Source organism: Sphingobium sp. IP1 (genome assembly GCF_002708645.1).
Taxonomy (GTDB): domain Bacteria; phylum Pseudomonadota; class Alphaproteobacteria; order Sphingomonadales; family Sphingomonadaceae; genus Sphingobium; species Sphingobium yanoikuyae.
The window spans coordinates 18,141-43,209 of the sequence record NZ_NOIW01000034.1; the positions used below are offsets into that span (position 1 = coordinate 18,141).

21 protein-coding genes are annotated in these 25,069 nt (G+C 63.3%); 7 read left to right on the forward strand and 14 right to left on the reverse strand.

What is annotated here, in order from left to right:
• Positions 1-125: 125 nt before the first annotated feature.
• The 9 genes from CG471_RS13680 to CG471_RS13720 form a co-directional block, all read right to left on the reverse strand.
• On the reverse strand, positions 126-965 hold the full coding sequence (locus tag CG471_RS13680) for a phosphoadenosine phosphosulfate reductase family protein (RefSeq protein ID WP_021224291.1): 840 nt from the start codon (positions 963-965) through the stop codon (positions 126-128).
• On the reverse strand, positions 962-4,264 hold the full coding sequence (locus CG471_RS13685) for an ATP-binding protein (RefSeq protein WP_099232193.1): 3,303 nt from the start codon (positions 4,262-4,264) through the stop codon (positions 962-964). The genes CG471_RS13680 and CG471_RS13685 overlap by 4 nt, the downstream gene beginning before the upstream one ends.
• Entirely contained in the window at positions 4,261-5,184 is a 924-nt protein-coding gene (locus CG471_RS13690; RefSeq protein ID WP_099232207.1) for a DUF4007 family protein, read from the reverse strand. The genes CG471_RS13685 and CG471_RS13690 overlap by 4 nt, the downstream gene beginning before the upstream one ends.
• Entirely contained in the window at positions 5,159-6,373 is a 1,215-nt protein-coding gene (locus CG471_RS13695; protein ID WP_099232194.1) for a cysteine desulfurase family protein, read from the reverse strand. Before CG471_RS13695 ends, CG471_RS13690 begins: the two co-directional genes overlap by 26 nt.
• Positions 6,370-8,676 carry a DNA sulfur modification protein DndB gene (locus tag CG471_RS13700; protein WP_099232195.1) on the reverse strand — a complete coding sequence of 769 codons (2,307 nt, stop codon included), beginning with the start codon at positions 8,674-8,676 and terminating at the stop codon, positions 6,370-6,372. Before CG471_RS13700 ends, CG471_RS13695 begins: the two co-directional genes overlap by 4 nt.
• A 1-nt stretch (position 8,677) precedes the next feature.
• Entirely contained in the window at positions 8,678-9,322 is a 645-nt protein-coding gene (locus CG471_RS13705) for a hypothetical protein (protein WP_099232196.1), read from the reverse strand.
• A gap of 302 nt (positions 9,323-9,624) precedes the next feature.
• Complete coding sequence (locus tag CG471_RS13710; RefSeq protein WP_180275704.1) at positions 9,625-10,071, reverse strand: hypothetical protein; 447 nt, start codon at positions 10,069-10,071, stop codon at positions 9,625-9,627.
• A 718-nt stretch (positions 10,072-10,789) separates the two neighbouring features.
• Positions 10,790-11,281: a MarR family transcriptional regulator gene (locus tag CG471_RS13715; protein ID WP_099232198.1), complete on the reverse strand. Its 492-nt coding sequence runs from the start codon at positions 11,279-11,281 to the stop codon at positions 10,790-10,792.
• Positions 11,278-12,546 carry a GNAT family N-acetyltransferase gene (locus tag CG471_RS13720; protein ID WP_257211538.1) on the reverse strand — a complete coding sequence of 423 codons (1,269 nt, stop codon included), beginning with the start codon at positions 12,544-12,546 and terminating at the stop codon, positions 11,278-11,280. The genes CG471_RS13715 and CG471_RS13720 overlap by 4 nt, the downstream gene beginning before the upstream one ends.
• A 228-nt stretch (positions 12,547-12,774) precedes the next feature.
• Between CG471_RS13720 and CG471_RS13725 the strand changes: the two genes are divergently transcribed.
• Positions 12,775-13,890, forward strand: coding sequence for a LysR family transcriptional regulator (locus CG471_RS13725; RefSeq protein WP_099232199.1), 1,116 nt, complete (start codon positions 12,775-12,777; stop codon positions 13,888-13,890).
• Between the two features lie 58 nt (positions 13,891-13,948).
• Here the strand turns inward: CG471_RS13725 and hcp are convergent, their stop codons facing one another.
• Complete coding sequence (gene hcp / locus CG471_RS13730; RefSeq protein WP_069336896.1) at positions 13,949-15,589, reverse strand: hydroxylamine reductase; 1,641 nt, start codon at positions 15,587-15,589, stop codon at positions 13,949-13,951.
• 129 nt (positions 15,590-15,718) lie between these two features.
• On the opposite strand from hcp, the gene CG471_RS13735 reads away from it, so the two are divergent.
• The 5 genes from CG471_RS13735 to CG471_RS13755 all read left to right on the forward strand — a co-directional run bounded on the left by CG471_RS13735 (position 15,719) and on the right by CG471_RS13755 (position 20,811).
• Complete coding sequence (locus CG471_RS13735; protein ID WP_020820434.1) at positions 15,719-16,165, forward strand: Rrf2 family transcriptional regulator; 447 nt, start codon at positions 15,719-15,721, stop codon at positions 16,163-16,165.
• Positions 16,166-16,414: 249 nt separating this feature from the next.
• On the forward strand, positions 16,415-17,053 hold the full coding sequence (locus CG471_RS13740; RefSeq protein WP_069336897.1) for an NAD(P)H-dependent oxidoreductase: 639 nt from the start codon (positions 16,415-16,417) through the stop codon (positions 17,051-17,053).
• 157 nt (positions 17,054-17,210) lie between these two features.
• Entirely contained in the window at positions 17,211-18,425 is a 1,215-nt protein-coding gene (locus CG471_RS13745; protein ID WP_099232200.1) for a L,D-transpeptidase family protein, read from the forward strand.
• Between the two features lie 8 nt (positions 18,426-18,433).
• A complete protein-coding gene (locus tag CG471_RS13750) occupies positions 18,434-19,921 on the forward strand; it encodes a thymidine phosphorylase family protein (RefSeq protein WP_069336899.1) in 1,488 nt (495 codons plus the stop codon).
• The gene (locus CG471_RS13755; RefSeq protein ID WP_069336900.1) at positions 19,918-20,811 is read left to right on the forward strand and encodes a ribose-phosphate diphosphokinase; all 894 of its coding nucleotides are present in this window, start codon (positions 19,918-19,920) and stop codon (positions 20,809-20,811) included. Before CG471_RS13750 ends, CG471_RS13755 begins: the two co-directional genes overlap by 4 nt.
• Here CG471_RS13755 and CG471_RS13760 read toward each other — a convergent pair.
• The 3 genes from CG471_RS13760 to CG471_RS13770 form a co-directional block, all read right to left on the reverse strand.
• On the reverse strand, positions 20,808-22,382 hold the full coding sequence (locus tag CG471_RS13760) for an MBL fold metallo-hydrolase (RefSeq protein ID WP_218964257.1): 1,575 nt from the start codon (positions 22,380-22,382) through the stop codon (positions 20,808-20,810). The genes CG471_RS13755 and CG471_RS13760 overlap by 4 nt on opposite strands.
• A 201-nt stretch (positions 22,383-22,583) precedes the next feature.
• Complete coding sequence (locus CG471_RS13765) at positions 22,584-23,027, reverse strand: ion channel (protein WP_021224309.1); 444 nt, start codon at positions 23,025-23,027, stop codon at positions 22,584-22,586.
• Between the two features lie 103 nt (positions 23,028-23,130).
• Positions 23,131-24,021 carry a division plane positioning ATPase MipZ gene (locus CG471_RS13770; RefSeq protein ID WP_234792246.1) on the reverse strand — a complete coding sequence of 297 codons (891 nt, stop codon included), beginning with the start codon at positions 24,019-24,021 and terminating at the stop codon, positions 23,131-23,133.
• A 440-nt stretch (positions 24,022-24,461) separates the two neighbouring features.
• On the opposite strand from CG471_RS13770, the gene CG471_RS31805 reads away from it, so the two are divergent.
• On the forward strand, positions 24,462-24,878 hold the full coding sequence (locus CG471_RS31805; protein ID WP_366514084.1) for a PilZ domain-containing protein: 417 nt from the start codon (positions 24,462-24,464) through the stop codon (positions 24,876-24,878).
• Here CG471_RS31805 and CG471_RS13780 read toward each other — a convergent pair.
• A complete protein-coding gene (locus CG471_RS13780; protein ID WP_099232202.1) occupies positions 24,796-25,068 on the reverse strand; it encodes a DUF1971 domain-containing protein in 273 nt (90 codons plus the stop codon). The two genes, CG471_RS31805 and CG471_RS13780, sit on opposite strands and share 83 nt — an antisense overlap.
• Position 25,069: the final 1 nt, after the last annotated feature.

A 25,069-nucleotide genomic window follows, 5' to 3' on the forward strand; every position in this document is an offset into this window, starting at 1 on the left:
AACAGAACCGGTGGGGAAGCACGATCCGAAGCATGCTCGACCTCTAGGAACCGCAAATCCCACAAGCGCAGGCTGGCTGGCTGCCGCACCGGCCGAGGGGCTAGCGCAGCGGCTGACGACAGGCCCTACTTGTGGCAGATGACGCAGCCGCCCTCGGCTTCGTCGACACCATAGACGTCATCATCCGTCTCAGGCACGCGAGCCGACAGAGGATTACGCGGCCGCCGCGCCCGCAAGCGCTCTAAGCGCCTAGCGTAATCTGCCTGGATAGCCTCTACCCGCTCAGGTTGAACGAGCTCAGTGAGGCTTTCACCCTGGCTCCAGGTGAAGGGGCTTCCGTCCTTAAGCGCCGTTTTTTCGTACCGGACAGCCTCGGCGAACGCATCGGGATGTCTTTCCGCTAGTCGGACCCACTCAATCTTCTGCTGGAAAAAGCAAAACGTGCATCCCGATCTCGAGCGCCAATCATAGTAGCCAGGCTCTCCAACGTCAGCCTGGCGCAGCACGTCTATCACGCCGGCTTTGTCGATCCCCGCATCTCTCAAGGGGAGGTGAACACGCATATTCTCGTGCGTAGCCTGATAGCCCTCCCGCGTCGGCTCATCGGCGCGAATGGCCACGTAAGAGTGGATGATCGTTCCGGCTTCCAAATCCGGACGAATCCAATGTTCTAGCGGCCGCAGCTTGAGCTGGCGCGTGCACCACCGGGTTCGCGGCGAAGGCAGGAAGTTGCCATACTCGGCCAACCAGAAGTCGAAGTCGCGATCGGGGTTGAGGCGCCGGATCGGCTTGCCCAGGAAACCTTCAAGCCGATCGAGGAAGATATAGACCTCCGGCAGCTCCTTGCCCGTGTCGGTGAAGAAATACTCAATCGGCAGTTCGGGGCGCGTCGCCCGCATATGCACTGCAAGGGCTGCGCTGTCGCGACCCCCCGAAATTCCGAGGATATGACGCTCGGCCTTCATGCGATTTCCCGCTCTTGTTCTGCAGCCACCGTTGCTACGGCTCTCGCCAAGGCGGCGAGTTGCACACGGTCGAGGCAATCGTTGCGGCGCAATGTTCCGAGCAGTCGGTCGGCCAAGCTGGCAGCTGCCCGGCGTTCCTCTTCAGTGAGGATAAACGAGCGATGCAAAGGCGGCGTGTTCGGATCCACGCCTACAACAAGCGCGAGGGCCTCGGTGTTGGTGCGGCGGTCGCGGACCACCGCCAGTGCCTCGAGTTCACGGAACTGCTGCCCATAGCGGGCCATCTGAACCAAAGCCTGCTCCCGGTCTCTGTCAGACCAACTCCGCGCCGGCTTGTGAACGAGGACGCTCGCCACACCCTCGATATCGCCATCTCCATCTTCGAACGCCGCGGCTCGCATTGCGAAGCCTTCGAAAGCGAAGTCATTGGTCAGGTCCTTGACCGCCGCAGCTCGTTCCCGAAGCCCCGCGAAGGTCTCCGGGTCTACGGCAAGCGCCCGTGCGAGTGCTTCTCTCAGCTCGTTCAACAGCGCAGGATAGGCGCGCTCGACTTCGTCGAGTGCATCGATTACGCGCTGCGCGTTCGGCTCCTCGCCAAGCGCCGCAGGCAGGTCTTGGAAAAGCAGCAGCTCGGGATCGCGCGCGCGCAGAACAACCCGGCGCACTTCCTTGGCCATCGCGTCAATCCGGTCTGTCCGCTGAGCGAAAGTGGTCAGGTTCTCGTACCGTTGAAACAAGGCTTGGGCGACAGGGAGCGAGCTAGCGACAGATCCAAGTTGGAACCGGCGCGCAAGCTCATCGAGAAACGCAGCTTCCCGCACATTACGATCAATGCGCCGAACCCTAATCTCTCCCGGCCGCTGCAGCAATTTGTCGACGAAGACGTCATCCAGCGAGGTCTGGAACACGCCGTCAAGGTACACGGCAAGATCGTCGCGCATCGCGAGCAGCGCTGCCAACGCCAGAACCGGCATGACCCCCGCTTTCAGGCCGTAAGGAGGCTCGGCCCACCTTGCGTAAACCTTATCGAGCTGCGCCTCGGTTGCGTCGCCCAGGACCGACCAAACAGGGGCAAGGCTTGATCCGTCCTCGCTGTCATCGGGCGCATGGAAGCCAAACGATCCGTCCGAACCGACCCGATGTAGTCCGAACGGGGCAAGCACTGTCAGGTAGAGACCCATCTCTGCCGGATAGCCGACGAAGCCGAGATTCTCCTGGTCTGCCCGCGCGACCATGGCATGGCAAAGTTCTCGAACTGCGGCCATCGCACTCGATGAAGGACGATCACGCTGGAGCAACTCGCTCCGAAGAAGCGGCGCATGGGGATACGCCGCGTCAGCGAGCGCGCTGGCCACGATCGAGACAGGCTCCTTGAGAGTCAGCGTCGGGCCCGGCGCAATACTCCAGCGCGCATTGTTCAGGGCTCCCTCAAGCTCGCGATGCAAAGTGTCCGTTGTGGCGGCTTGCCGTGCCGCCAGTTCCCTCCGCGCAATTCTGTCGCCCTCAAGCTGGGGATGATCCCGGAAGACCCGCTCGACGGCAAACACCTCCGCGGCACTTGTGCGAAGAGCGAAGCTGTCTCCGGCTCCACCGACGGCCGCGACAACGCCCTTTTTTTTCAGCACCTTGGCGACGCTCTTGCAGCGGCTGTCTACATCGGCTCCGCTAAGGGTTCCGTCGCTGATCATCAGGACAAGCATGCCAGCGCCTTTGATCCGCCGGGCTGCTAGTCGGGATGCGATCGCCTCAGGGGCGTCGCCGTCGCCGAGCTGCTGAAGAATGATTTCGAATGTGCGCAGCGCGCCAGTGCGGAAATAATGGCGTTTCGCCGCGGCGAAGCCCAGCCCTGCGCGCTGCGGCAAGATTTCCATTTGCTCGCTGGACAACGGCGCGACAGCACGTCCGATAGCGTCTTCCAGGTCGAAGTCGCTGCCAGCAAACAGCGCATAGCCACCGAGCCGCGGCTGCCTGATCAGGACTGCCCAATCGACGAGATCGGCGACTGTCCTGTCGACGATTTCAGTCGCCACGTCGGGCACCGACGCCCGCAGGAAATCGTCGGCAACGGCGAGCCCTGAGCCGTTGCGGAAGAACTCGATCGTCGCCGCAGCCTTCGTGAGCCGCACATGGGCAGGCGATCCCTTCGCCGCCGCACGTTCGACAGCTTCGAAGGCAAGACTGAAGCGGTTGCCGTCAGAGCCGGCAGTGAGCGCCATTCCAAAATTCGCGACGAGATAATCCCAGAGCCGGTCGGGCCCATACGTCGCATCGCCTTCGGTCGAGGCCAGGAACTCCTGAAAGCCAGCGGGCTCAGCAGAGCTTAGGAAGCCGAATACTGAGCGTTCATTCTGAGCGAACCGCTGCCGTGACACTGGGCCTAGCAGTAGCGACGTGACCGGGTTGAGCGGCCATGTGTCGGCCAAGGTTTCGGCCAAAAGATCCGTGTTCGTCGGCTTCCGGCGCGACACCGCCTCGGCAACTTGCATCGCAAGATCGTCAGCTGATCCAGGGCGTCGTTCTGCGGTGATTGCCTGAGCGAGCAGGGCGACCGACTCGTCGGCCCCGGCGAGGAACGGCACGTCTTGAAAGCGCCCTTGCACCTTCGCCCATTCCTGACGCGCGCCGCGCGAGACCCGCGCGGCATACTGCTCGAAAGCTTGGTGCAAGATGCCGATGACGACGAGGCGTCCATCGCTGCGGGAACTGCGTTCGGCAAGGTCTTGCAGCAGGTGTATATCGCCGCCGCTCGACGCCTCATATTCTAGTAGCTTGCCGAGCTCGTCCAGGATCAAGACCACGCCACCGAACTTGGAACTGGCGGACGCCGAAAGAGCGTCAATCAGACCCTCGTTACTGGCTGCGGCACGCGTAACGACGGCTTTGGTCCATCTGAGCTTGGTCGCGGCAGCATCGACGATCGACTGCCGCAGCTCAGCGCGACTTCCGGTGACAGCTATGACAGCCCACTCGCCCCTGCTTGTCGGGAACGCGCGGTCGTAGATGCTTGTCAACTCGCGGCCAGCAATCTTGCGTGCAATCTTGCGGTTGGCGGGCTCACCGGCGATGAGATTGGCGACGAGCAACGCTGCGCTCGACTTCCCTCCACCATAGGGACCCGTCCAAGTGAACGCGCCCTGTCCCGCTTCAAGATGGCTCGACGCCATCGTGGCAAGGGACTTGGCAACGCTCGCCTGCAAGACATAGCCGACGAACGGGGGCGTGCCCTGTAGATCGGCGTCGAGGCGTGCCGATCGCGCGAAGCGCCTGTTGATGGTGACCGTGCCAGCAAGCGGGGTCATGCTGCCCTCCGCAATGCATCGCGATGTCCATAGCCTGCAGCAATAAGAGCAGCGGGCTCGGGGGTATCGACACTCTGCAGCTGGCGAAGCCCGGCTGTGTCGGTCCAACGCCATGCGCCGTGCGTCACAGCCTCCATCCGCATCAACCGCGTGATCACACTATCTTCGTCGAGCTTGAAGACCCGACCGGGGGAGCCTGGCGCGTAACAAACCTGCTCTGCAGTGATTGCCGCCGCAGCGCCGGAGCGTTGCCAGAAGTCGTGCAGCGCGTACGCGAAAACGCCATCAGGCAAGCTCGGTTTAGGTCCGCGCACGAATTCGAACCAGCCCCCCATCCGCGCTTCCCGGATCAGCCCGAGCTCAGCAAGCAGAGGCTCTGCCGCGTCGTCGGTCGACACACCCTCGCGCCGCACATAGCTTCGCAGGAAAACTTCAACGTCCCGCTTTAATGTATTCTGGGTCGCGCGCCAGCCACGTTCACGCACCAACTGCATGAGCTCGTCCACCAAATTGGCCGCATCAAATTCGATGGAAGCCAAGCCATTGAAAGCAAAGTAGGCGGTGCTCGTCCATTCAGGCGTAGCGGCAACGCCCCAGTGAGCTAGCCAAACCGTTGCGGGCCGCTCCATGAAGGGATCGAAACCGTCGTCGGCCAAGACCGCATGACCAAGTGCCGTAGGCTCGATAATGCGATCGCGTTCTTGAGCGAAACCGGTCGCCAGAGCCCAATACCGCATCGAAACCGCCATATTCCGGCCAACGCCAAACCTTGCAATCGCGGACTGTTCGTGGAATGTTCCAGATGGGGCACCGTTCGCCACCTCATTGTAGGCTTTCTTCAGCCACAGCAGGCGCAGCGGGAATGTCTCATGACCGGCAAATTGGCCGCGGGTCTCAGGGTCGGTAAGCGCATGCTTCATGACCCACACCGTAGCGCTCACTGGCGCTCTCGTCCAGTGGCGTTCGCGCTTCATTCACCGCTTCCGCGATGATCAGTGCGGCAGAACGTACTTCCTCGATCGTGTTCATTCTTCCAAAGAAGAAGCGAACAACAGATTGAGATACGTCACCATCTATTCCCATAGCCTGCAAGACGTGGGAGAAAGTAACTTGGCCAGAATTACAGGCCGATCCAGTCGATATGCACAGCCTTTTGGAGACTCGACCAGCTAGGTCATCCCCGCTTGTTGAAGGGAAAGAAAGAGCAAGGCCGCCGTCTATCACTGGCGCCCGCTCAGTGACAAAGTTGTATGATACGCCGGCAGCGCTCAGCGCCTGGACGAACGCATCTTTCAACATAGCTGATCTCTCGCTGTCCGCCTCCAGGCAAGACCGCGCTACCTCAGCAGCCGCACCAAAGCCCGCAACAAGAGGCACAGGCTCGGTGCCGGCGCGCATGCCCCGCTCGTGGCCTCCTCCGAAAACCTGCGCAACCGGCTTGGGCGCATCTGAAGCGACGTAGAGCGCACCGACACCCATCGGGCCATACAGCTTGTGTGCCGAAATGCTGAGGTAGTCGACACCCAAGTCAAAGACGTTCACCGGCCGCTTGCCCACACCTTGGGCGCCGTCGCTGTGCAGCAGCACACCGCGGCTCCGGCAGATTTGCGCAACCTCGCGAATAGGCTGCACGACGCCAGTCTCGTTGTTCACGAGCATGACGGAGACGAGCAATGTTTCGTCGTCAACAAGGGCTTCCAAGCGTGTAAGGTCGATGACGCCTGCTCGGTCAACAGGGGCGACGACAACCTCAAATCGATCCAGAACGAGGCGCTTGGCTGCCTCAAGCACGGCCTTGTGTTCGATCGCGCTTACCACCACCCGCCGGCGCTCAGACCCGCCGCGGCGACCCCATTCCGCTATTCCTCGAAGCGCAAGGTTGTTCGCTTCTGTCGCGCCGGAGGTGAAGATCACTTCACCGGCCGAACAACCAATAAGGTCGGCCACCTGCTTGCGGCCGCGATCAAGGATAGCCAGCGCCCGCTGTCCCGCTGCATGAGGCGATGACGCGTTCCCGGGCCCAGCCCAGGCAGCCTGCATGGCTGCGAGTGCCTCGGGCGCCAGGGGCGTCGTGGAGAAGCCGTCCAGATAGATCGGCTGACGGGTCATTCCGCCTCTTCGGCGGTCTCAACCGACTCCCAAGTCTCTTCAGCCGGCGGCGCCTCGGTGGCGTCCTCCACCTTCGGCGATTCCATCAGCGCCGTCTTGGTGGGCACGTCTTGGTAGCGCCACCCCACGTTCTTCAGGAAATTGCGGAAGGCATCATAAGCACTGTTGGTGATCTCAGTGCGATCTTGCGCGGTCAAATTCTCCTCGCGTTTCAAATTTCGCTCCAAGAATTCCTTCCGATATTCCTCCAACAGGGAGTTGAAGATCTGGGTGCGGCACTTATCCCGCTCCTGCCGCAATGAGTCCGCAAGATCGGTACCCTCAGCGCGCCAGATTTCTAGGAGAAGGTACTTATACTTAGGCCACTGGTCGGGCTGCATCTCGCCACGGTAGACCACGCGGCGGAACGTCGACGCGGATGGTGCGACCTTCCACTCGCGTATCTCGCCTTCTGGCGTGCCGACGAACAGCTCGATGAGCCGGCGAACATCGGCCGACTTCGCGGGCGAGAAGAATGCGTTCAATTCCGCTAGGTAGCCATCGAACGCTGCCTGCAGATCGATGGCTGGCGCATTATCCTTGGCGCGCTTGAGATTGCACCGTTCGATCTCCCCGAAGAAGCCCGCGATCAGAGCGGACTGGAAAGCGACGGTCGTGAGAACGTTGTCGTAGAGGTCGTTGACGAAATCGAGCACCTTAGGTTGATAGCTGTTGTCCTCGAGGCGTAGCGCACGCTTATCGGATACATTCGCCAGGAAACGTTCGGCCCGCTGGTGGCGCAATTTCTGGACGAAATCCTGCACGAGTTTCTGCGTCGCCTTGAGCCGATCCGCAATCTCCTGGATCTTGGTCGCTTCCGATCCAAATTCGCCCGAACGCAGCTTGTCGGCTAGGTTTTCCTGATGCGCGGAAAATGTCCGGCCGATACCCTGACCCTCGAACAAGATAGGCCGCAGCTTGGTGTTCGACTGGGCAAGTAGCTGCTGCTCGAGCCAAAGCACTGCGCTGGCGTGCGCCTCGAAAGGCTGAAACTTCTCGAAAACGGCGACGATATGCTTGCCGAAACGCTCGCGAAATTGCTCGGTGAGCTTTTCCCCGGCTTCCGGCGTGTAGAAGTCGCGGGTCGTCGCGTCGGCGACGTCCGCGCCAAGCACATTGCGTCCGTCAAGCCGCTCAAGCGCACCAGCACTCTGCAGCTCGGTTCGCTTGTAGAACTTGCCTGAACGGGGCTTCGCACCGTTGATGTCCTCGTCCCGCTTGTTGAGCAGGATATGCTCTATGAAATAGTAGATGTGGTTGACGCCGGTCATGGCGATCGGGCTGTCGATCTTCACCCGGTCATGCGCCTGGTCGAGTTCCACGTTCGTGATCCGAAGCGAGGCGCTGGAACGCGAGTCCTTCTTCTTGATCGTCGAAAGGGTGTCGCGCAACACGAGTGCGATCAGGTCATTATCATCGAGCAGGCGGTTACGCGACGCGGAAACCTGACGGGCCGTCTTGTTGAGCGTCAAGAAGATCGAACGTGCCGCCATCTTGACATTGTAGCCGCCGCCATAGGTCTCATCGAGCGCAGGAAAGGTGCAGAACATCACCGGCAGGCTGATATTGTTGAGCGTGAACTGACGAATGTAGTTCGGCGTCCATTCCTCATAGTAGTCCTTGTACGGAGCTCGCATCGAGTCCGACCAGTCTTGCTTCAGGTTGCGATAGATCGCGAGCAACGCCATTGCGCGGTGCTGCCCGTCAACGATCACCAGCTTCGAGCGGTTGGTATTGAGCCTCAATTTTACCAGGTCATGCTCGAACAGCACATCGCCTTGACGAGGCTGCTGGAACTCGAACAGCTCTTGTCCGACCGGACCGGAACGAGTGATCTCCAGCACGTGATCTGACATCTGCCGCGTTTCGGCTTCGACCTTGGGATAGTAGTCGGCCGGCCGATTATCGAGCTCCTGCACTGGCATGACCACAACGATAATTGGTGGAAACAGCTTCACCAGGTCGCGAGAGCGATGATCGAGGAGGTAGGGCACCAGCTCGGACGAAACGCGCGCATCGTCGATATCGCGCTGCATGATCTCATCGAATTCCAAGTCGGCGGTAGGAAAAATCTCGCGCACCGGTGCGAGATGCTTCAAAACCTCTTCGTTCGCCCCGCTGCCGAAATTCAAGCCGACATGGGTCAGGAAGTATTTCACTTCCACCGTCTTCTGATCGCCTTGGCCGGTGCCCACACTGAAAGTGCCGACAGAACCTGACAAAGTGAGGTTGAGAGCAGAAGATACGCTTAGGCCAAGACTCATGTCAGTTTCTTCCCAGGATCGGATAGCAGATGCGGTTCAGGATATTTTCTATGTCGACGGCCGTGCCGTCGTCGCTCGTGGTCGAGCAGGTGAATACGAACAAGCGCTCGGGCGGGATCTTACGCTTCGCGACCTGCCAGGCAAAGCCGGCATCGGAGTTTCGGCTCACTTGACCGTCCCGCGGCACGACCGAGCGAAAGCGTTCGATCAGCTCTTTGTGGCGGGCGAGGCGCCCCCTGAGTACCGTTGCCATGCCGATATAAAGCGGGCTCGCGAACATCGGCGCCGAGAGCGCGAGGACATCGCGAATGGTGCGCAAGCGATCGGGTTCAGCCGCCAGTCGGCTGACCAAGCTACTTGACGCAGCCGTATCGTGTTCGAGCGACCCGACATAGGTCGGTTTTAGCGGACCGCTCAAGGCTGCCGTGTAGGGCTCTTCCCTGAAATAGTGAAAGAGGCGTCCGTCGAGCATCGCTCTGATCACGCGCTCAGCCTCAACCCTATCGGATGCGGATCGAGCAGCCTCGATGGTGCGGTCGAGGTCGAAGTCGGTAATCTCCGGGCTATAGTACCACGCATAAACGCCTGGCCCATCTGGCGCATTCGCCAGATCCGCCCAGAGGTGCTTTTGTATCTCGCTAGCCATTCCACCCCGAAGCTCACCCCATCACGCGACCGAGTCGCTGGCGTAAGCTGCAAGATCCGTACGGTTCGCGCGATTCACCTGGCCCCGGCCCATGCGTCTCATAGCGCGTGTGCCGGCATGAACCAAGGTGGACATGCGCGACCGGCTGAGGTTCGCCGACAGCCGGTTTTGCTCGTTTTTTTCGAGCAGCCTGATAGTCGGCGAGGTCATATGCGGAAAGACCAAGCAATGCAGGTCGTTGGTAGATAACGTAAAGTCGGGCGGTCGCCGCGCCCGCTGGTGGTAGACTGCCTGTTGATAGGCTAGCGCTTGGCGGCCGCGCACCGGGAGTAGGGCGAGAACCGGGTCAGTGCCACTTGGAACGGATCGGCACGCCGGCCGGGCGCAAAGTCCGCCTCCAGACGAATGACCCCTCGTCTTTCGCCATCATTGACCATCATCACGACCGGGCCGAAATCATCATCGCTCACCGGAAAGGGAAAGAAGACAAGGCTGATGCCGCGATAATCGGGCCCCAGGTAGCTCAGCGCTTGCTCGACCCGAACCGACTTTACGACACGGCCGTTGGCGCGAAATGTGAACCCGCTATCGTCGATGGAAAGCCGCGGCTCGGCGGTGCAGTCGCCGCGCGGCGCATAGCTTCCGTAGATCGCGTTCAGGCCTTGTCCCTTGAGCCCGTCCAACGGCACCGCCCATGCCGGCGCCGCGCAGGCCAACGCCGTCGCCAGGCCGAACGACAGTTTCTTCACGAGCGCGCAGCCATGCATGGTCGAAGCCTCCTGAGGCCCGCGAGTCCGAGGAGCTCGCTCGGCCGTTCCTTGCGGGTGCCAGTCTGCACGTTCGTGACAATGCGAGCAACAATGCCGGTGATTTCCGCGATGCGCAGCTTGAACCGTGATCCGCCCGGCTCCGATCGCGATCTTCGATGCGCTATCGCCCTCGCTTGGCCGGCCCCCCTGCCTGTGCTAGTACCCGCCTCGCGCTGTAAAGTGCAGCGCCGGGACTGGTAATCCCGACAAGAGCGATGTCCTCGGTGGAGCTATCCGCCGGGGTGCCTGTGCATATGTCCAGGTCGCTTGCGGCTAAAAGCGCAGGCGCATGTCTCTTGTCATGTTACCAGCCCCGGCTCCCGCGTCCCACGCGGGGGCATCGGGACACTCCGCCGATCGCGGAAATTGGTGACAAGCACGGGATGAAGGCAGGCTCACAAACGCATAGGCAATTGATCGCCGTCATCCGGCGGCTTGAGGAAGCACTACGCCTGCTCGACCAGATGGATCGCGGCGACAGCAACGGCGCCGCCTATATCGAACGCGCCGTTCAGCGCGCGAAGCGTGAGCTGCGATCCGGCTCGATCGCTGCGCCCCTTCCCTCTCCTCCGCCCCGATCGTCGCTTCGCGCCAGTTCGGTTACAGCGCTTCGCGGCCGAATTCGGCGAATGCAACGGACAGGCGGGGCGCAGGAGAGCTAGCGCATGATCGGCGGCGGCGGCCCTTTCGCCATCAGGCGGCCGATGAAGGTCATGATGCGACGACGCCCCTCACCGCTCAGCCGAATGTAGGTCAGCCTGTTATCCCGTTCGTCACGCTCGCGCTCGAGCAGGCCCAGCTCGATCAGCTTGTGCGCCCAGCGCCGCGCGGTGCTGGACGGGACATTGCTCATCGGCGACAGGCTGCTGATCTGGATCTTCTCTCCCCGCGCATCGGCCGCATAGACGTCGAGCAGGATGTCCCAAGCGGGATCGGAGAAGAGGTGCGCGCCCAGTACCTCTTCGCGCAAGCGGCGCGCCATGAACAGCCAGGCCGCCAGTTCGGCGCCGGGCGGAGGCGTCCCCGGCGTCTGGTTTAACGCCGTGAAGGCCTCCGGCTGCGGCTCCAGGGCCGGATCAGCCCGACTGTCGCCGCCATCGTCACCAACGAACCTGTCTCTACCGTGATGTTCGGAGGCCTCCTCGCTCATGCGGCCGCTCCTCCGGACTGCAATTGGGGATGATCGCTCTTCTCGCGGCGCCGGTTCGGCCGAGGGCCGGGTTGACGCGATGGCGCGCGGCACCTCGAGCGGTCGAGCGGTCCGGGCCGGTCCCACTCGCCTTCGGGGCGGATCAGCACATAAGGATCTTCGCCGATGTCCAATCGCGCATCCTGCGGCGCAAGCGCTGCCTCCAACTCGACATATTCGACGTCGGAGAAAACGAAGCTCGGTCGGCCCGGAATAGCCTTGAACCCGAAGAGCCCCCAGAAACGCGTCAGGTCGCTGCGCGAGTGACCATAGGCGCGGCTATACCCCTTGCGCCGGCAATAGGTCAGCGCTTCGCGCACCAGCCGGAACGACAGCCGCGACGTGCGAAATTCCTGCCGTACGGCAAGGCGCTCCAATTTGACGAAGTCTGCGAAGTAGCGCACCCGGAGACAACCGGCCGGCTCGCCGTCGATCTCTCCAATGAAATGGGTGGCGCAAAAGTCATTGCCGTCGAATTCCTCGTCGAACGGGCACTCCTGCTCCGACATGTAGGTTGCCGCCCGCACCGAGAAGCACTTCATCATGTCCTCCATCGTGCGCGCGACCCGCACCGCAATCTGTCCCGGCGCCTTGTCGGCCGGTGTCACCTCAAAGGCGGGGCAGCCCGACCGCGGCGGCAGCACGAGCAGGTCGGCGCCGGCCGCCTCGTAGTAGCTACGCGCCGGGGCGAAACCCATCCGCGGAAACAGCCGGGCAGTGTGACCTGTCGCTGCCCGCGCGAAGAGCGGGCAACTCTTGGGGGCGAGCCGGCCCAGCAGGGGGGCGAGCGCGCGGAGCGCGGGAACAAGCGCGTGCGGCGCGAAGATGAGCCAGATGTAGATGGCGCTCGGCTGTTCGCCCGGCCGGCAGACCAGCGACAGGTCGGGATCGCTGGCATTGAACCGCCCTTCCACAAGCGCTTTGGCGCCCTGAGCTGTGAGCGGCAGGAAAGCCAGGAACGCCTGGCAGTCGGGTCGCGCACCCGGAGCCTCGACGAACTGGATGATCTCGCGGTTGTGGGCCAGCGCGCGCGCGACGATCTCGTCGGGGACCAGGCCATGGACATGTTCGCGGGCTATCGCCAAGGCGCGCAACGCCTCCCCGATCCCTGCGGCCCGGCTGGTCGGGAGTTCGCCTGTCCCGGCAACGGCCTTCATCATGCGCACCGTAAAGGCCATGGGACCATAGCCCTCGACAGCTTCTGCTCCGATCGTCTCGTGATACATGGTGTTCCCTTCCGCGTCTGAAGGGTTTTCCAGATATGGGAGGCGCTTCGTCTCGTGGCGATCTCATCGCGCGCCCGGGCGGGTGCATTATGAACACACCCCGCGAGCGGTGACGGGAAGCCTGAGCGCACAAACATCCGTTTCGAAGCGATTAAGTTGTTGCCGCCAGCGACAAATGGAATGAGATAGGACAATCGATAATTGGAGCGGAGGCGGGGTAGGCGATTGATGACGTCACGCAAGAAGCCGATCGACGCTGCATCCCGGACAAGAGCCCTTCCCGCCAATCCCGCCGCACCGCCGGTTCGCTCAGCCGCGCGGCGCAGCGCGACAAGCTTTCAGGACAGGCTGCGCCGCATCGACTGGCAGGACCTGGAGCTGTTCCTCGACGTCGCGGAAGCCGGCAGCCTGCGCGCCGGAGCGGCGAAGACCGGCCACGCCGTCGGCACGATCCGGCGCAGGCTCGCGCGCATCGAGGACAAGCTCGGCGATATCATCGCGCACCGCGATCCCGCCGGATTGCAGCTCACCTCATCGGGCGATCGGCTCCTGAACGTAGCTCGCGAGATGCGCCGCTCCCGTCAGTTTCTGGAGCAGGAACAAACGGCCTCCGGCACCCGGGACTGCGTGCGCATCGCGGTAACCGAAGGTCTTGGCACATACTGGTTGATGCCGAGGCTGGTCGACTTCCAGAATGCAAACCCCGAAATCGATGTCGTTCTCCACTGCGACATGCAGCGCAGCGACGTGGCCGGCGGGGAGTGCGATATCGCCATTCAGCTCGAGCACCCCAGCGAGGGAAATACGACGATCTGCCGCCGGCTCGGCTGCCTGCACCTCATGCCTTTCGCATCGGAGCGCTATCTCAGCGACGCCGGCATGCCCCGTTCCGTCGATGACTGGCCGCGTCACAGACTTGTCTGGCAGGAGGCCGACCAGGTCGCCTCGCACCTGCTACCCTACTTTCTCGGCACCACCGACATAGACGGGCTTATCGGCATAAGGACCAACAGCAGCTCCGCCCATTTCCGCGCTATCGCCAGCGGCGGCGGCATCGGCATATTGCCGACCTACGCTCGCGCCGTCAGCCGCAGGGTGAAGCCGCTCGACATAAACCTGCAGCTGCGCCGCGAGATCCTATGCGTCATCAACCCGGCGCGCGAAGCCGTCCCGGAAGTAAGGCTGGCGCTCGCCTGGCTGCAGCAATGCTTTTCCGGTGAGCTCTACCCGTGGTTCCGGGACCAGTTCGTCCATCCCAGCGACTTCGAGGACATACTGTCCTCACAGAAGGTAATCAGCCTGTTTGAAGGCTTCATCGATGCGATGAACGCCGACGAGACTTGAATATCTCCGCCAGGCTGTCGCCCCCGCATGGTCCGCGATGCGGGGGCGACAGCATTGCTCAGGCTGCCTTCAGCATGCGGTCGAGGTCGCTAGCCACTTCGCCGGTCGGCCGGATGTCGAACTTCTCCACCAGCACTTCGAGAACCTCCGGCGTCAGGAACTGCGGCAAGGTCGGGCCGAGATGGATCTTTCTGATCCCGAGGTGCAGCATCGTCAGCAGGACGGCGGTCGCCTTCTGCTCGAACCAGCTGATGGCGTAGTGGAGCGGCAGGTCGTTGACCCCGCAGCCAAGCGCATTGGCGACCGCTACGGCCACCTGGATCGCCGAATAGGCATCGTTGCACTGACCCATGTCGAGCACACGCGGCACGCCGGCGATGTTGCCCAGCTCTTCGCGGTTGAAGCGGAACTTCCCGCAGCCGAGCGTCAGGATAAGGCTGTCCTGCGGCGTCGCCATGGCGAGGTCGTGGAAATAGTTGCGGCCCGGACGCGCCCCATCGCATCCGCCGATCAGGAAGAGATTCTTCACCTCACCCCGCCCGATCATTCCGAGCAGCGTGTCGGCTACGCCCATGACGGTGTTGCGCGCGAAACCCGCGGTGATCACTTCTTCCGGCGCATCTTCGGCAAAGCCCGGCAGTTCCAGCGCCCGTGCAACCGCCGGCGAGAAGTCATGATCGACAATGTGGCGCACGCCGGCCCAGCCCACCGGCCCCGCGGTGAACAGCCGATCGGCATAGCCGCGAATCTCCGGATTGATGAGGCAGTTCGACGTCATGACGATGGCGCCAGGGAACGCCGCGAAGTCCTTCTGCTGATCCTGCCATGCCCCGCCGTAGTTCCCCGCCAGGTGCGGATAGCGCTTGAGCCCGGGATAGGCGTTCGCCGGCAACATCTCGCCGTGCGTATAGACGTTGACGCCCTTGCCCTCGGTCTGCTGCAGGATCATCTCGAGGTCGCCGAGGTCGTGCCCCGACACCAGAAGCGCCTTGCCCGCTTTCGGGGTCATGCGCACGCTCGAGATCTCCGGATGCCCGAAGCGGCCGGTGTTGGCCGCGTCGAGAAGCTCCATGACCTTCAGGTTGAGCGCGCCGATCGCCAGGGCCTCGCGCAGCAGCGCGTCGACGTCCGTTGGATCGGTGGCGAGAAAGGCGGAGATACGATGGAATTCGGCAACCACCTCGGCTTCTTCAGTGCCGAGAACGCGCGCATGTTCGCTGTATGCCGCCGTGCCCTTGAGCCCGTAGAGGATCAGATCGCGCAGGCCGACGATCGAGGGCCCGTCGCGGTCGACGAAACGCTGGATGCTGGCCATCGGTGCCGCCGCCGAAAGCTCGGCCAGTGTCGCGCCAGGCTCCCACGTCGCGGGCTCAGGCAGGTCTGAGAGGTCAGCGCCGGCAGCCATCGCCGCCGCATGGATTTTTTCCCGCATGCGCAGCGCCGTCGCGATCAGCTTCAGGAAACGCGCTTCGTCGAAATTGACGTTGGTGAGCGTGGTGAACCAGGCATGGGGCGTGAAGGCATCGACTTCGGCGTCGCGGACGCCCTTGTCCGCCGCGCGGGCGGCGACCGCGGACACGCCCTGCATCACGCGCAGCAGCACGTCCTGGAGATCGGCGACAGTGGCGGTCTTGCCGCAGGACCCGACCTTGACCGCGCAGCCACCCTTGTTCGACTGTTCGCATTGAACGCAATACATCGGATACCTCTCGATAAGTGGAATGTACAATTCCGCTTAGACCCGACTCGCAAAGTTGAATTTGATCAGAATCAAAACAGCGACGCGGATAAGATGGCATAACGATGCGGTCCTCAACGGCCATTTCGCATGCAACTGACCCGCCACACCGACTATGCCTTTCGCCTGCTGATCGATCTCGCCGGCCGGGGAGACGAGCGCACGCAGATCGCGCAGGTGGCGCAGGCTCAGGCGATCTCGCGCACACATCTGATGAAGGTCGTCAATCGGCTCGCGCGAGCAGGGATCGTGGAAGCGACGCGCGGCCGCGGCGGCGGGGTCCGCCTCGCGCGCGAGCCCGCCCTCATCAATCTTGGCGAAGTTCTCCGCACGACCGAGCCGCAATGCGCGCTTGTCGAATGTTCGGATTGCCGGCTCCGCCGGCGCTGCGGTCTTCCTGCCGTGCTCGACGAGGCGGGACGGGCCTTCCGCCGCACGCTGGAGAGATACAGCCTTGCGGACATTTTGCCGCAGGCAACGACAGAGCGGGCCGGTCCTGCGAAGTTGACCGGTGAACTCGCCTCACTATCGGCCTGACGAACCGGCTGCGATCCGGTCTTCTTTGGCGATCGTCTTGGAAACTCAACAGCCCCTGGCAGGTTTGAGCGGGTAGCGAGTAATCGTTTTTGCGCTAGCCGATTGCGGAGGAAGGATCGATCTTTAGTTCGAACGCTTGCGGCCCGATCGTCCTACGCGTGTCGTCGAGGAATTGATCCACGCGATGGCAAGGACAACCGCGCGAAATGCCGTGGCAATAGGATGTGAAATTCAGCGAGGAGCGTGACAATGGCCCCACCCGCCGTCGACCACACAATCGTTCTGGCCCATCCGGATCAGGACAGCTTTTGCGCCAGCGTGGCGCGGTGCTGGCTGGAACGTGCGCAGAAGCATCATCAGACCGGCACGGTGCTCGACCTCTATGCGGAAGGCTTCGACCCGATCCTCAAGGCGAACGAACGGCCGGGCAAGCCTGATTATGCCCCGCCCCCCGAGATTCTTGCCGAGTGCGACCGGCTCGCTCGAACCGACGTCCTCGTGCTGGTCTATCCGATGTGGTTCGGCTCCATGCCCGCCATGCTCAAGGGTTATCTCGAGCGGGTGCTCGGCAACGCCGCGCGCTATGTCGGGGACGAGCCCCACGAGCGTCCGCTGAACGGCACACGGCTCGTACAGATCTCGACTTCCTCGACAAGCAGCGCCTGGCTGGCCGAGAAGGGAGTAGAAAGCGCCATGCATACGCTGTTCGACCGATATCTTTCGGACGTTCTCGGCGCCGAGCGCGCCTACAGACTTGCCCTCGACAATATCGTGGACGGCATGTCCGCCGATCGCGGCGCGATGGAACTCGAAAAGGTCCGGCAAACGGCGGACCGCATCTGCGCCGACGCTAACGCAGCGCGCTGGGCGCAGGCACAAAGCCGCTAGCTCGCGCGTCGGCTCTGCACGCCTCGCTAAAATATCGGCGCACGGCGGTGGGCCCTGGTTTCGCGACTTCCCGGCGAGCCCCGTGTTACTCAACCATTGCTCACCCTCGTAACATTCCGCATGGTCTCCTTCGCCCGGTTTCGCACATGGCGGACGCATGAAGCGCACTTTCTCCATACTCCTCCTCCTCCTGATATTTGCCCCCAGCTTCGCTTTCGCAGCTTCCGAGCCGCGGTGGACGGAGGCGCAGACGGAGCGCCTGATCCATTGGATGAAAGCGGCGGACGCCGAAGGCCTCGGAGCCGCGGCGGTCGGCCTTCCGGCGCTGCAAGCCGCGGTCAACCGTGGCGACGACGCCCGCCGCGATGAACTCGCGACTGCCTCCGCCGTCCGGCTTCTGCAAGCGCACCGCAATGGCTGCTGCAATGCCGCGCTGCGCTCGAACTGGCACATAGCCGAGCCGTCCGCCTGGCCCGATCCTCGCGCCAGCGTGTCCACAGCGCTCGCCCAGGATCGGCTCGACGATCTCTTCCGTACGACACGGCCTTCCCATCCCTTTTACCACGCGCTGTCGCAGGCCTATGCGCAAGAGAGGGACGCTAACCGCCGGGCCATCCTTGCCGCAAATCTCGACCGATGGCGGTGGATGCCGCGGCAACTCGGGGCGCGCTACCTGCTGGTGAACACCGCCGCTTTCGAGGCAAGCCTGTGGGAGGACGGCAAGCTGGCCGGCCGGTGGCGGGTCGTTGTCGGCAAGACGGGGTCGCCGACACCTGTGTTCCAAGCCAGGGTCACCGGCGTCATCTTCAATCCCTGGTGGGAAATCCCCCCGAGCATCGCCGCCGAGGGGATCGCCCGTCTTGTCGCTCACAATCCCGCCGAGGCGGCGCGACGCGGTTATGTGCGCGAGAACGGGCGCTACCGCCAGCGTCCCGGACCCCAGAACGCCTTGGGGCGCATGAAGCTCGTCATGCCCAACAGGTTCAACGTCTATCTTCATGACACCCCTGCCCAGGCGCTGTTCGAAAAGGAGGTCAGGGCCTATAGCCATGGCTGCGTGCGCGTGGGCAATGCCCTCGGACTCGCTGCAACCCTGCTCGGCCCTGGATGGGACCGTGCCAGGGTCGACACAGTCGTGGGCTCCGGCCGCACGCAGAGCGCGATGCTGCCCGCTGCTCTGCCGGTCTATATCACCTATTTCACCGCCGAACCCGATAGCCTTGGCGGCGTGCGCTACTTTCCCGACATCTATCGCCGCGATCGGGGCGCTGCCACACCTGACGCGCAAGGTCGCTGCCCCTTGCAGACGGTACCCGCGAAGCGGCAGATCACGCCGCAGGACTTTGATCGCATGCGGCCCGAAAGGGTTTGAGGCCGGCCATGCTGAAGATCCGACGCCTGGCGATAGACACCCATCCTGAGAATACCGCTTTTCTGCCGCGGCAGGGTAATGGCTACTCGGCCGAACAATTTCAGGCGCTGCGCAAGATCCGCATCACGGGCGAGAGCGCCGAGATATTGGCGACCCTGGCTCTGGTCGACGAGCCTGCCCTTGTCGAGGCTGGTGAAATCGGCCTCGGCGAGCAGGCCTTTCGCCGCCTTGGATTGCCTGAGGGGGCTGCGGTCTCGATCGAGCAGGCGCCCGTTCCCGCGAGCCTCGAATCGGTCCGGCGCAAGATCGACGGCGACACGCTCGATGAAAGCGAGATCGCCGCCATCATTCGTGATGTCGCCGGCCACCGCTATTCACCGATGGAGATCGGGGCCTTTCTGGTTGCCTGCGCCGGCTTCATGAGCACCGAGGAAACGCTCGCCATGACCCGCGCGATGGCGGCCGTCGGCAACCGGCTCGACTGGCACGCGCCGCTCGTCGTCGACAAGCATTGCATTGGCGGCATTCCCGGGAACCGCACGTCGATGATCGTCGTGCCGATCGTCGCCGCTCATGGCCTCATCATCCCCAAGACCTCCTCGCGCGCGATCACATCCCCTTCCGGCACGGCGGACACGATGGAAGTGCTCGCCAATGTCGATCTGCGCGAAGACGAGCTGCGCGCGATCGTCTCGCGCGAGAAGGCGGTGCTCGCCTGGGGCGGGCGCGTGAACCTCTCTCCCGCGGACGATGTGCTGATCTCGGTCGAACGGCCCTTGCGCATCGACACGTTCGAACAGATGGTCGCGTCGATCCTGTCGAAGAAGCTGGCCGCGGGGTCCACCCATCTCGTGCTCGACATCCCCGTTGGTCCTACCGCCAAGGTCCGCTCGCAAAGTGAAGCGGTACGGCTGCGCAAGCTGTTCGAGCACGTCGCCGACAAGCTGGGGCTCGTCATCGACATCGTGCTGACCGACGGCTCGCAGCCCATCGGCCGGGGCATTGGACCCGTGCTCGAAGCCCGCGACGTAATGGCCGTGTTACGCAACGACGCCGATGCGCCGGAAGATTTGCGCGATCATGCCTTGATGCTGGCGGGGCGTGTCCTCGATTTCGATCCGGCGCTCAAAGGGGGGCGGGGGTTCGCCCGTGCGCTCGAGCTGCTCGCCTCGGGGGCAGCACTGGAGGCCATGGAGCGGCTGATCGCTGCCCAGGGCCGACAGCCCGCGGAATTCAAGCCGGGCGCGCACATCCAGGAAATCTGTGCCCCCCGCGACGGCCGTGTCATCGCGATCGACTGCCACCGGATCGCGCGTATCGCCCGGCTTGCCGGAGCGCCCATGGACAAGGGCGCCGGCATCGACCTCATATGCAAGGTCGGCGCCGAAGTGCGCAAAGGCCAGGCTCTTTATCGGATCCACGCCCAATCGGCGACCGGGCTTGGCTTCGCCCATGACCTGGCAAGGGAAGACGCCGGCTACGAGATTGTGCGATGAACGCGCTCGTACTCGGGTTTTCCGAAAGCCTGGAGGCAGCCGAACGACTTGCCCACGCGCTTGGCATTGAAGCGGCGGCCGTTGAAGTGCGCCGCTTCCCCGATCACGAGGCCCTTGTGCGCGTGCCGGCCGCCGCCCCCGTGGTGATCCTTCACCGTTCGCTCGACGATCCCGACGCCAAGCTCGTCGAACTGCTCCTCGCCGCTTCGGCCGCCCGCGAGCTTGGCGCCCGGCGCGTCGTCCTGGTTGCGCCATATCTCGCCTATATGCGGCAGGACCAGGCGTTCCGCGCCGGCGAGGCGGTGAGCCAGAGAGTTATCGGGGGGCTCCTCGCCAGCCATTTCGACGCTCTGCTCACCGTCGATCCGCACCTGCACCGTATTTCGAGCCTGAGCGACGCGGTGCCGGGCATACCCGCCGTTGCTCTTTCGGCCGCGCCGCTCCTGGCGGAGCTCGTTGGTCGTGACGACAATCCGCTAATCGTCGGCCCCGACAGCGAATCGCTGCAGTGGACCCGGACGATTGCCGAGCCGCTCGATCTCGACATGCTGGTCGGGACGAAGCAGCGGCATGGCGACCGATCCGTATCGCTCGCGCTAGACGGCGCGGAACGCGCCCGAGGGCGCCGGGTCATCCTCGTCGACGACCTTGTCTCGAGCGGTCACACATTGGTCGAGACCGCGAAGCTGCTGCTCTCAGCGGGTGCCGCCCGCGTCGAGGCGATCGTCACTCATTGTCTCGCATCGGACCAGGACCTCGCGCGACTGACGGCAAGCGGGATCGAGCGCCTGGCGAGCAGCGACAGCATTCCTCACCGCACCAATCAGGTGCATCTCGCGCCCCTGCTCGCGGACGCGCTGGAAGCTCGCAACCTGCTTTGCCTGCCCTAGCGTTCTTGTCTTCCCGACGGCTTCGCGCCGGCGGACGCGCGCGCCTTACGTTCCTCGCGTAACGCATTGTAGCTGTCGAGGACGCGGCGCATGTCGTCGAGCGCTTCGCGGCGCGCCCGCGCGCTTTTGATCGAATAGAGGTTGCGCTTCAGGTTGGTGATGAAGTCGGCATAGTCGTTCTGCCAATCCTCGCCCGCCAGCTGGTTGAGATCGACGCGGCCGGTCTCGAGCCGCTTGGCTGGCGCGCCTGGCGGAAGCGCAAACCGCTCGCCCATCTGCGGCGCGATGACGCTGGCGGCCGGGTCGTCGCCCTGTACGAGCGCGCGGAGCCCTTCTACCGCCTGGCCCTCGCCATGCGAAAGGAACAGGCTGCCACCAAGCTTGCCTCTGTCGCGGATCCAGTCGTGCAGCTCGTCGCGGTCCGCATGCGCGGAATAGCTGTCGATGCGGCGGATTTGCGCGCGCACGTTCACGTCCTCGCCGGAGATCCGTACTCGTTGCGCGCCGTCCAGGATGACGCGGCCAAGCGTGCCTTCGGCCTGGAAACCGACGAAGAGGACAGTCGACTCCCGCCTGAACAGATTGTGCTTGAGGTGATGGCGGATGCGCCCGGCTTCGCACATGCCCGACGCGGCCAGGATGATCGCCCCCGAAACGGTGTTGAGGCGCATCGATTCCAGGCTGTCCTCGACGTAACGGATGCTCGGATGGCGGAAGATGTCGCGACCGTCGACATCCTCCATCTCGTCGATATGACTCGAGAAGACCTTGGTTGCCCGGCTCGCCAACGGCGAGTCGACGAAGATCGGCACGTTCGGGATGCGGTTAGCGTCCGAAAGTCGCGCAAGGTCGAGGAGCAGCTCCTGTGTCCGCTCGAGCGCGAAGCTCGGGATGACGAGGTTGCCGCCGCGCGCGATGGCTTCCTTGACCACCCCTTCGAGCTGCGCGCGGCGCTCGTCGATCGTGAGCTTCTCGCGCGCGCGATTGCCGTATGTGGATTCGCAGACGACGTGATCGAGGCCCTTGGGCGCGGCGGGATTGGCGTGGAACGCCTTGTTGTCGGGCCCGAGATCGCCCGACAAGAGGATATGTGCCCCGCCGGCATAGAGCTCCACCGAGGCTGAGCCGAGAATATGGCCCGCGTTCCAGAGCCTGGCCTTGAACCCGGGGGCGGGTTCGAACCAGTTCCCGAGCGCGACCGGACGAGAAAGCCGCCACGCGCTGATCGCATCTTCTTCGGTGTAGAGAGGTTCGAACAGCGCGTCGCCGGCGCGGTCGCGCCGTCGGTTCCGGCGCTCCGCCTCATATTCCTGGATCCTGCCGGCATCGGCCAGCATGAATTCGAGAAGGTCGCTCGTGGCCTGCGTGCACCAGATCGCACCCTCATAGCCCTGGGCCGCAAGCTTGGGGAGAAGGCCGCAATGATCGATATGCGCATGGGTCAGAATCACCGCGTCGATCCTCCGCGGATCGAACCCGAAGCTGCCGAGGTTGAGCGCCTCGAGACTGCGCGAGCCTTGGAACAGACCGCAATCGACCAGGATCGAGCGGGCGCCTAGCGCGAGCTCCATGCATGAGCCGGTGACAGTGCCTGCCGCACCGTGGAACTTCATCGTGAGCTGATGGGTCACCTGTTTCCCTCTTGATTGATCTTGAGCCAATGCATTCCCGCCCCGAGCGGCGGGCCGAGCTGCAAGGGTCTGATTGTGAAACCCGCGCCTTCCTTCATGAGCAAAGGCGCAGGGCGGTTGCAAGCCAGCGCGTTTTTACCTTCATGGCAGCGCCTGAACCTCGTTCTCAAGCCCGCGGATCCGGCCGACGATGGCGACAAAGAACGCGGTCGACCATCCCAGAAGGATGAGGCCGTTCGCTCCCTCGATCGCGCCGAGCAGACGCCAGCGCTCGTCGAGGACGACATCCCCATATCCCACCGTCGTGTAGGAAGAGGTTGAAAAGTAGAGCGCCGCCTCGAAGCTCCTGAGCGCCTCGACGGCGATGTAGAAGCCTGCATAGAGCCAGATTTCAAGGGCATGGAGAACGAACAGGCCGCCGGCCGCGCCCAGGATCCCCAATCCTTCATGCCAGAGCGTGCGAACGGTTCGCCTTCCGCGATGACGGCGGAGCAGCGCGAGGAGAAGCGCGATCCCGCCAAGATGGATGAAGATGGTCAGCACCACCAAGGCAGTGGCGACCGCAAGTTCCAAAGACAGGTTCATGAGGACCGTTTCCACGCGCGGGCACTCTCGGGCCATCCGTGATAGTCCGTAGGGTCAGTGAAACAGCGCCTCTCTTCAGCACAACATGCTGGCGCCGTGCCCGTCAGGCATTCACCAGACACCGCCGGTCCGCCGGCGTCTCTTCCACCGTTGCAACCAGATTCCTGATCTCTTGCACGACGCGCGAATTGGGAAACGGAAGCGCAGGCAATGCCTTAAGATCGAGATGGGTCAGCCCCATCAGGAAGAGGTCGCGATAGGCGACTCGCTCGGCAAGGCCCTTGGTCATGCGAAAACCGGCTTCGGGGGCGATAGTCCGCAGTGCCGCTTCGACCCGGTCACGGTTATGGCTGGTTTCGCGCCGGAGGCGGTTCTCGAGCACGATCCAATCGATGCCGCCGAGCCCCTGCCGAAGACGCGCTTGCCTGATTTCGTTCACCGCCGTGGCAAAGCAGCCCGGTGACACGATGTCGAGCGTGAGGGGGTGCACGCGGGCCAGGAGGTCGAGATCAACGAAACTGGAACTGATCGGCGTGACAAGGATGTCAGCCAGCGCCAGAGCACGGCGGGCGATGGCCGAGTCATACCCCGGCACGTCGATCACGATGTAGTCGCAAGCCGACCCGATGCGCATCATCTCCTGACATAGCATCGCGCCGCTCGGGACCTGCAGAACGGCATGCCTCGGGCTCTTGAGCGGCGCCTTAAGCCGGCAGATCGTTCCGTCCCGATAGCCCAGGACGCGGGACAAGGTCTGTTGTCGTCGATCGAGATCGATCGCCGCGACGCTGTGGCCGCGATGGAGCAAGCCGACCGCCAGGTGAAATGCGATCGTCGATTTGCCCACCCCGCCCTTCTCGTTGGCGACGACGATGATCCGTGCTGGCAGCTTGCCGCGCCTGGCGATGTCAGCGACAATATTGTCGGGATGCTCGCCTTCGAGGCCGACGTTGCGCACACGCGAAGCGCTGGTGAGGAGAGGACCTGCGCTCATGGGCGGAAATTCCTGCCGGCCCCCCTGTCATAGGCGGTCTCCTGACCGCCAGGGCGCAAGCTCTTCGTCATCGTGACCACGGTTGTTCGTCCGGCCGATGCGAAGCCGCGCGAATAGAGGATCAAATCCATGCTCCCGACTGCAGCGCGTCGCGCCGCGTTCCAAGACCCACTCTAAAGCTTATGGCGCAATCGGATAGTTCGCGCTCGCTCGAGAAACCCTCTTCACTGTAAAAACATGTAAAGGTGGATGCCTTCGGCCCGCCATGTTGATCCGTGAGATGAGAGGTCGGATCGCATAGCAAGATCACTGTTAATCCGGTTCAACATCGATCATGCTCACGCCCGCTCCGAGGCTTTACTCTTCTGGCTTTACATAATTTTACAGGCTTATCGGTGCCCTTCAACTTTTGCGAAAACGTTCCGGCGCAAGTTGCGGCCATGACGACGCCTCATAGATCTCGCCGGCGACAAAGCCGCCAGCCCTTGCGCCACCCTGCCCAGTTCAGGACGTCAACGCTCAAGGAGCCGGTCATGCTGGTGGATCTCTCGTCCGCCGGCTGCCGCATCGAGGCAATGGGCATCCACCTCGCTGAAGGCCAGCGCGTCGTCGTTCGACCGCAAGGTTTCGAGGGCCTCTGCGCGACGGTCATCTGGTCCGAATATGGTGCCGCCGGCCTCGCATTCGAGACGCCGCTCTACCAACCGCTGGTTGATCATCTTTGCCGGCTCAGCAATATGCCCCGCCGAGAGGCGGTGACGGTGGCGGGGACGCCTAGTTCGGCGCTTCGTCGTAGAAGTCCACCTGCATCCGCATCGGCCCGAGCGGCGTCACCAGATGCGGCTGCTGCGGCATGATCACGGCCGGATTGCCGGGCGTGATGACGACTTCCGATGGCGGCTCGAGGATGGTGAGCCGAAGCTCACCTTCCAGCACCCGGATCACGCCCCAGACGCCCGCCTTGGTGGTATGGCGGGCGCGGAGCGCGGCCGGTAGCGTGTCCTGATCGAAGACCGGGGTCGAGCGATAGGGCGTCGGAGCGCTCATC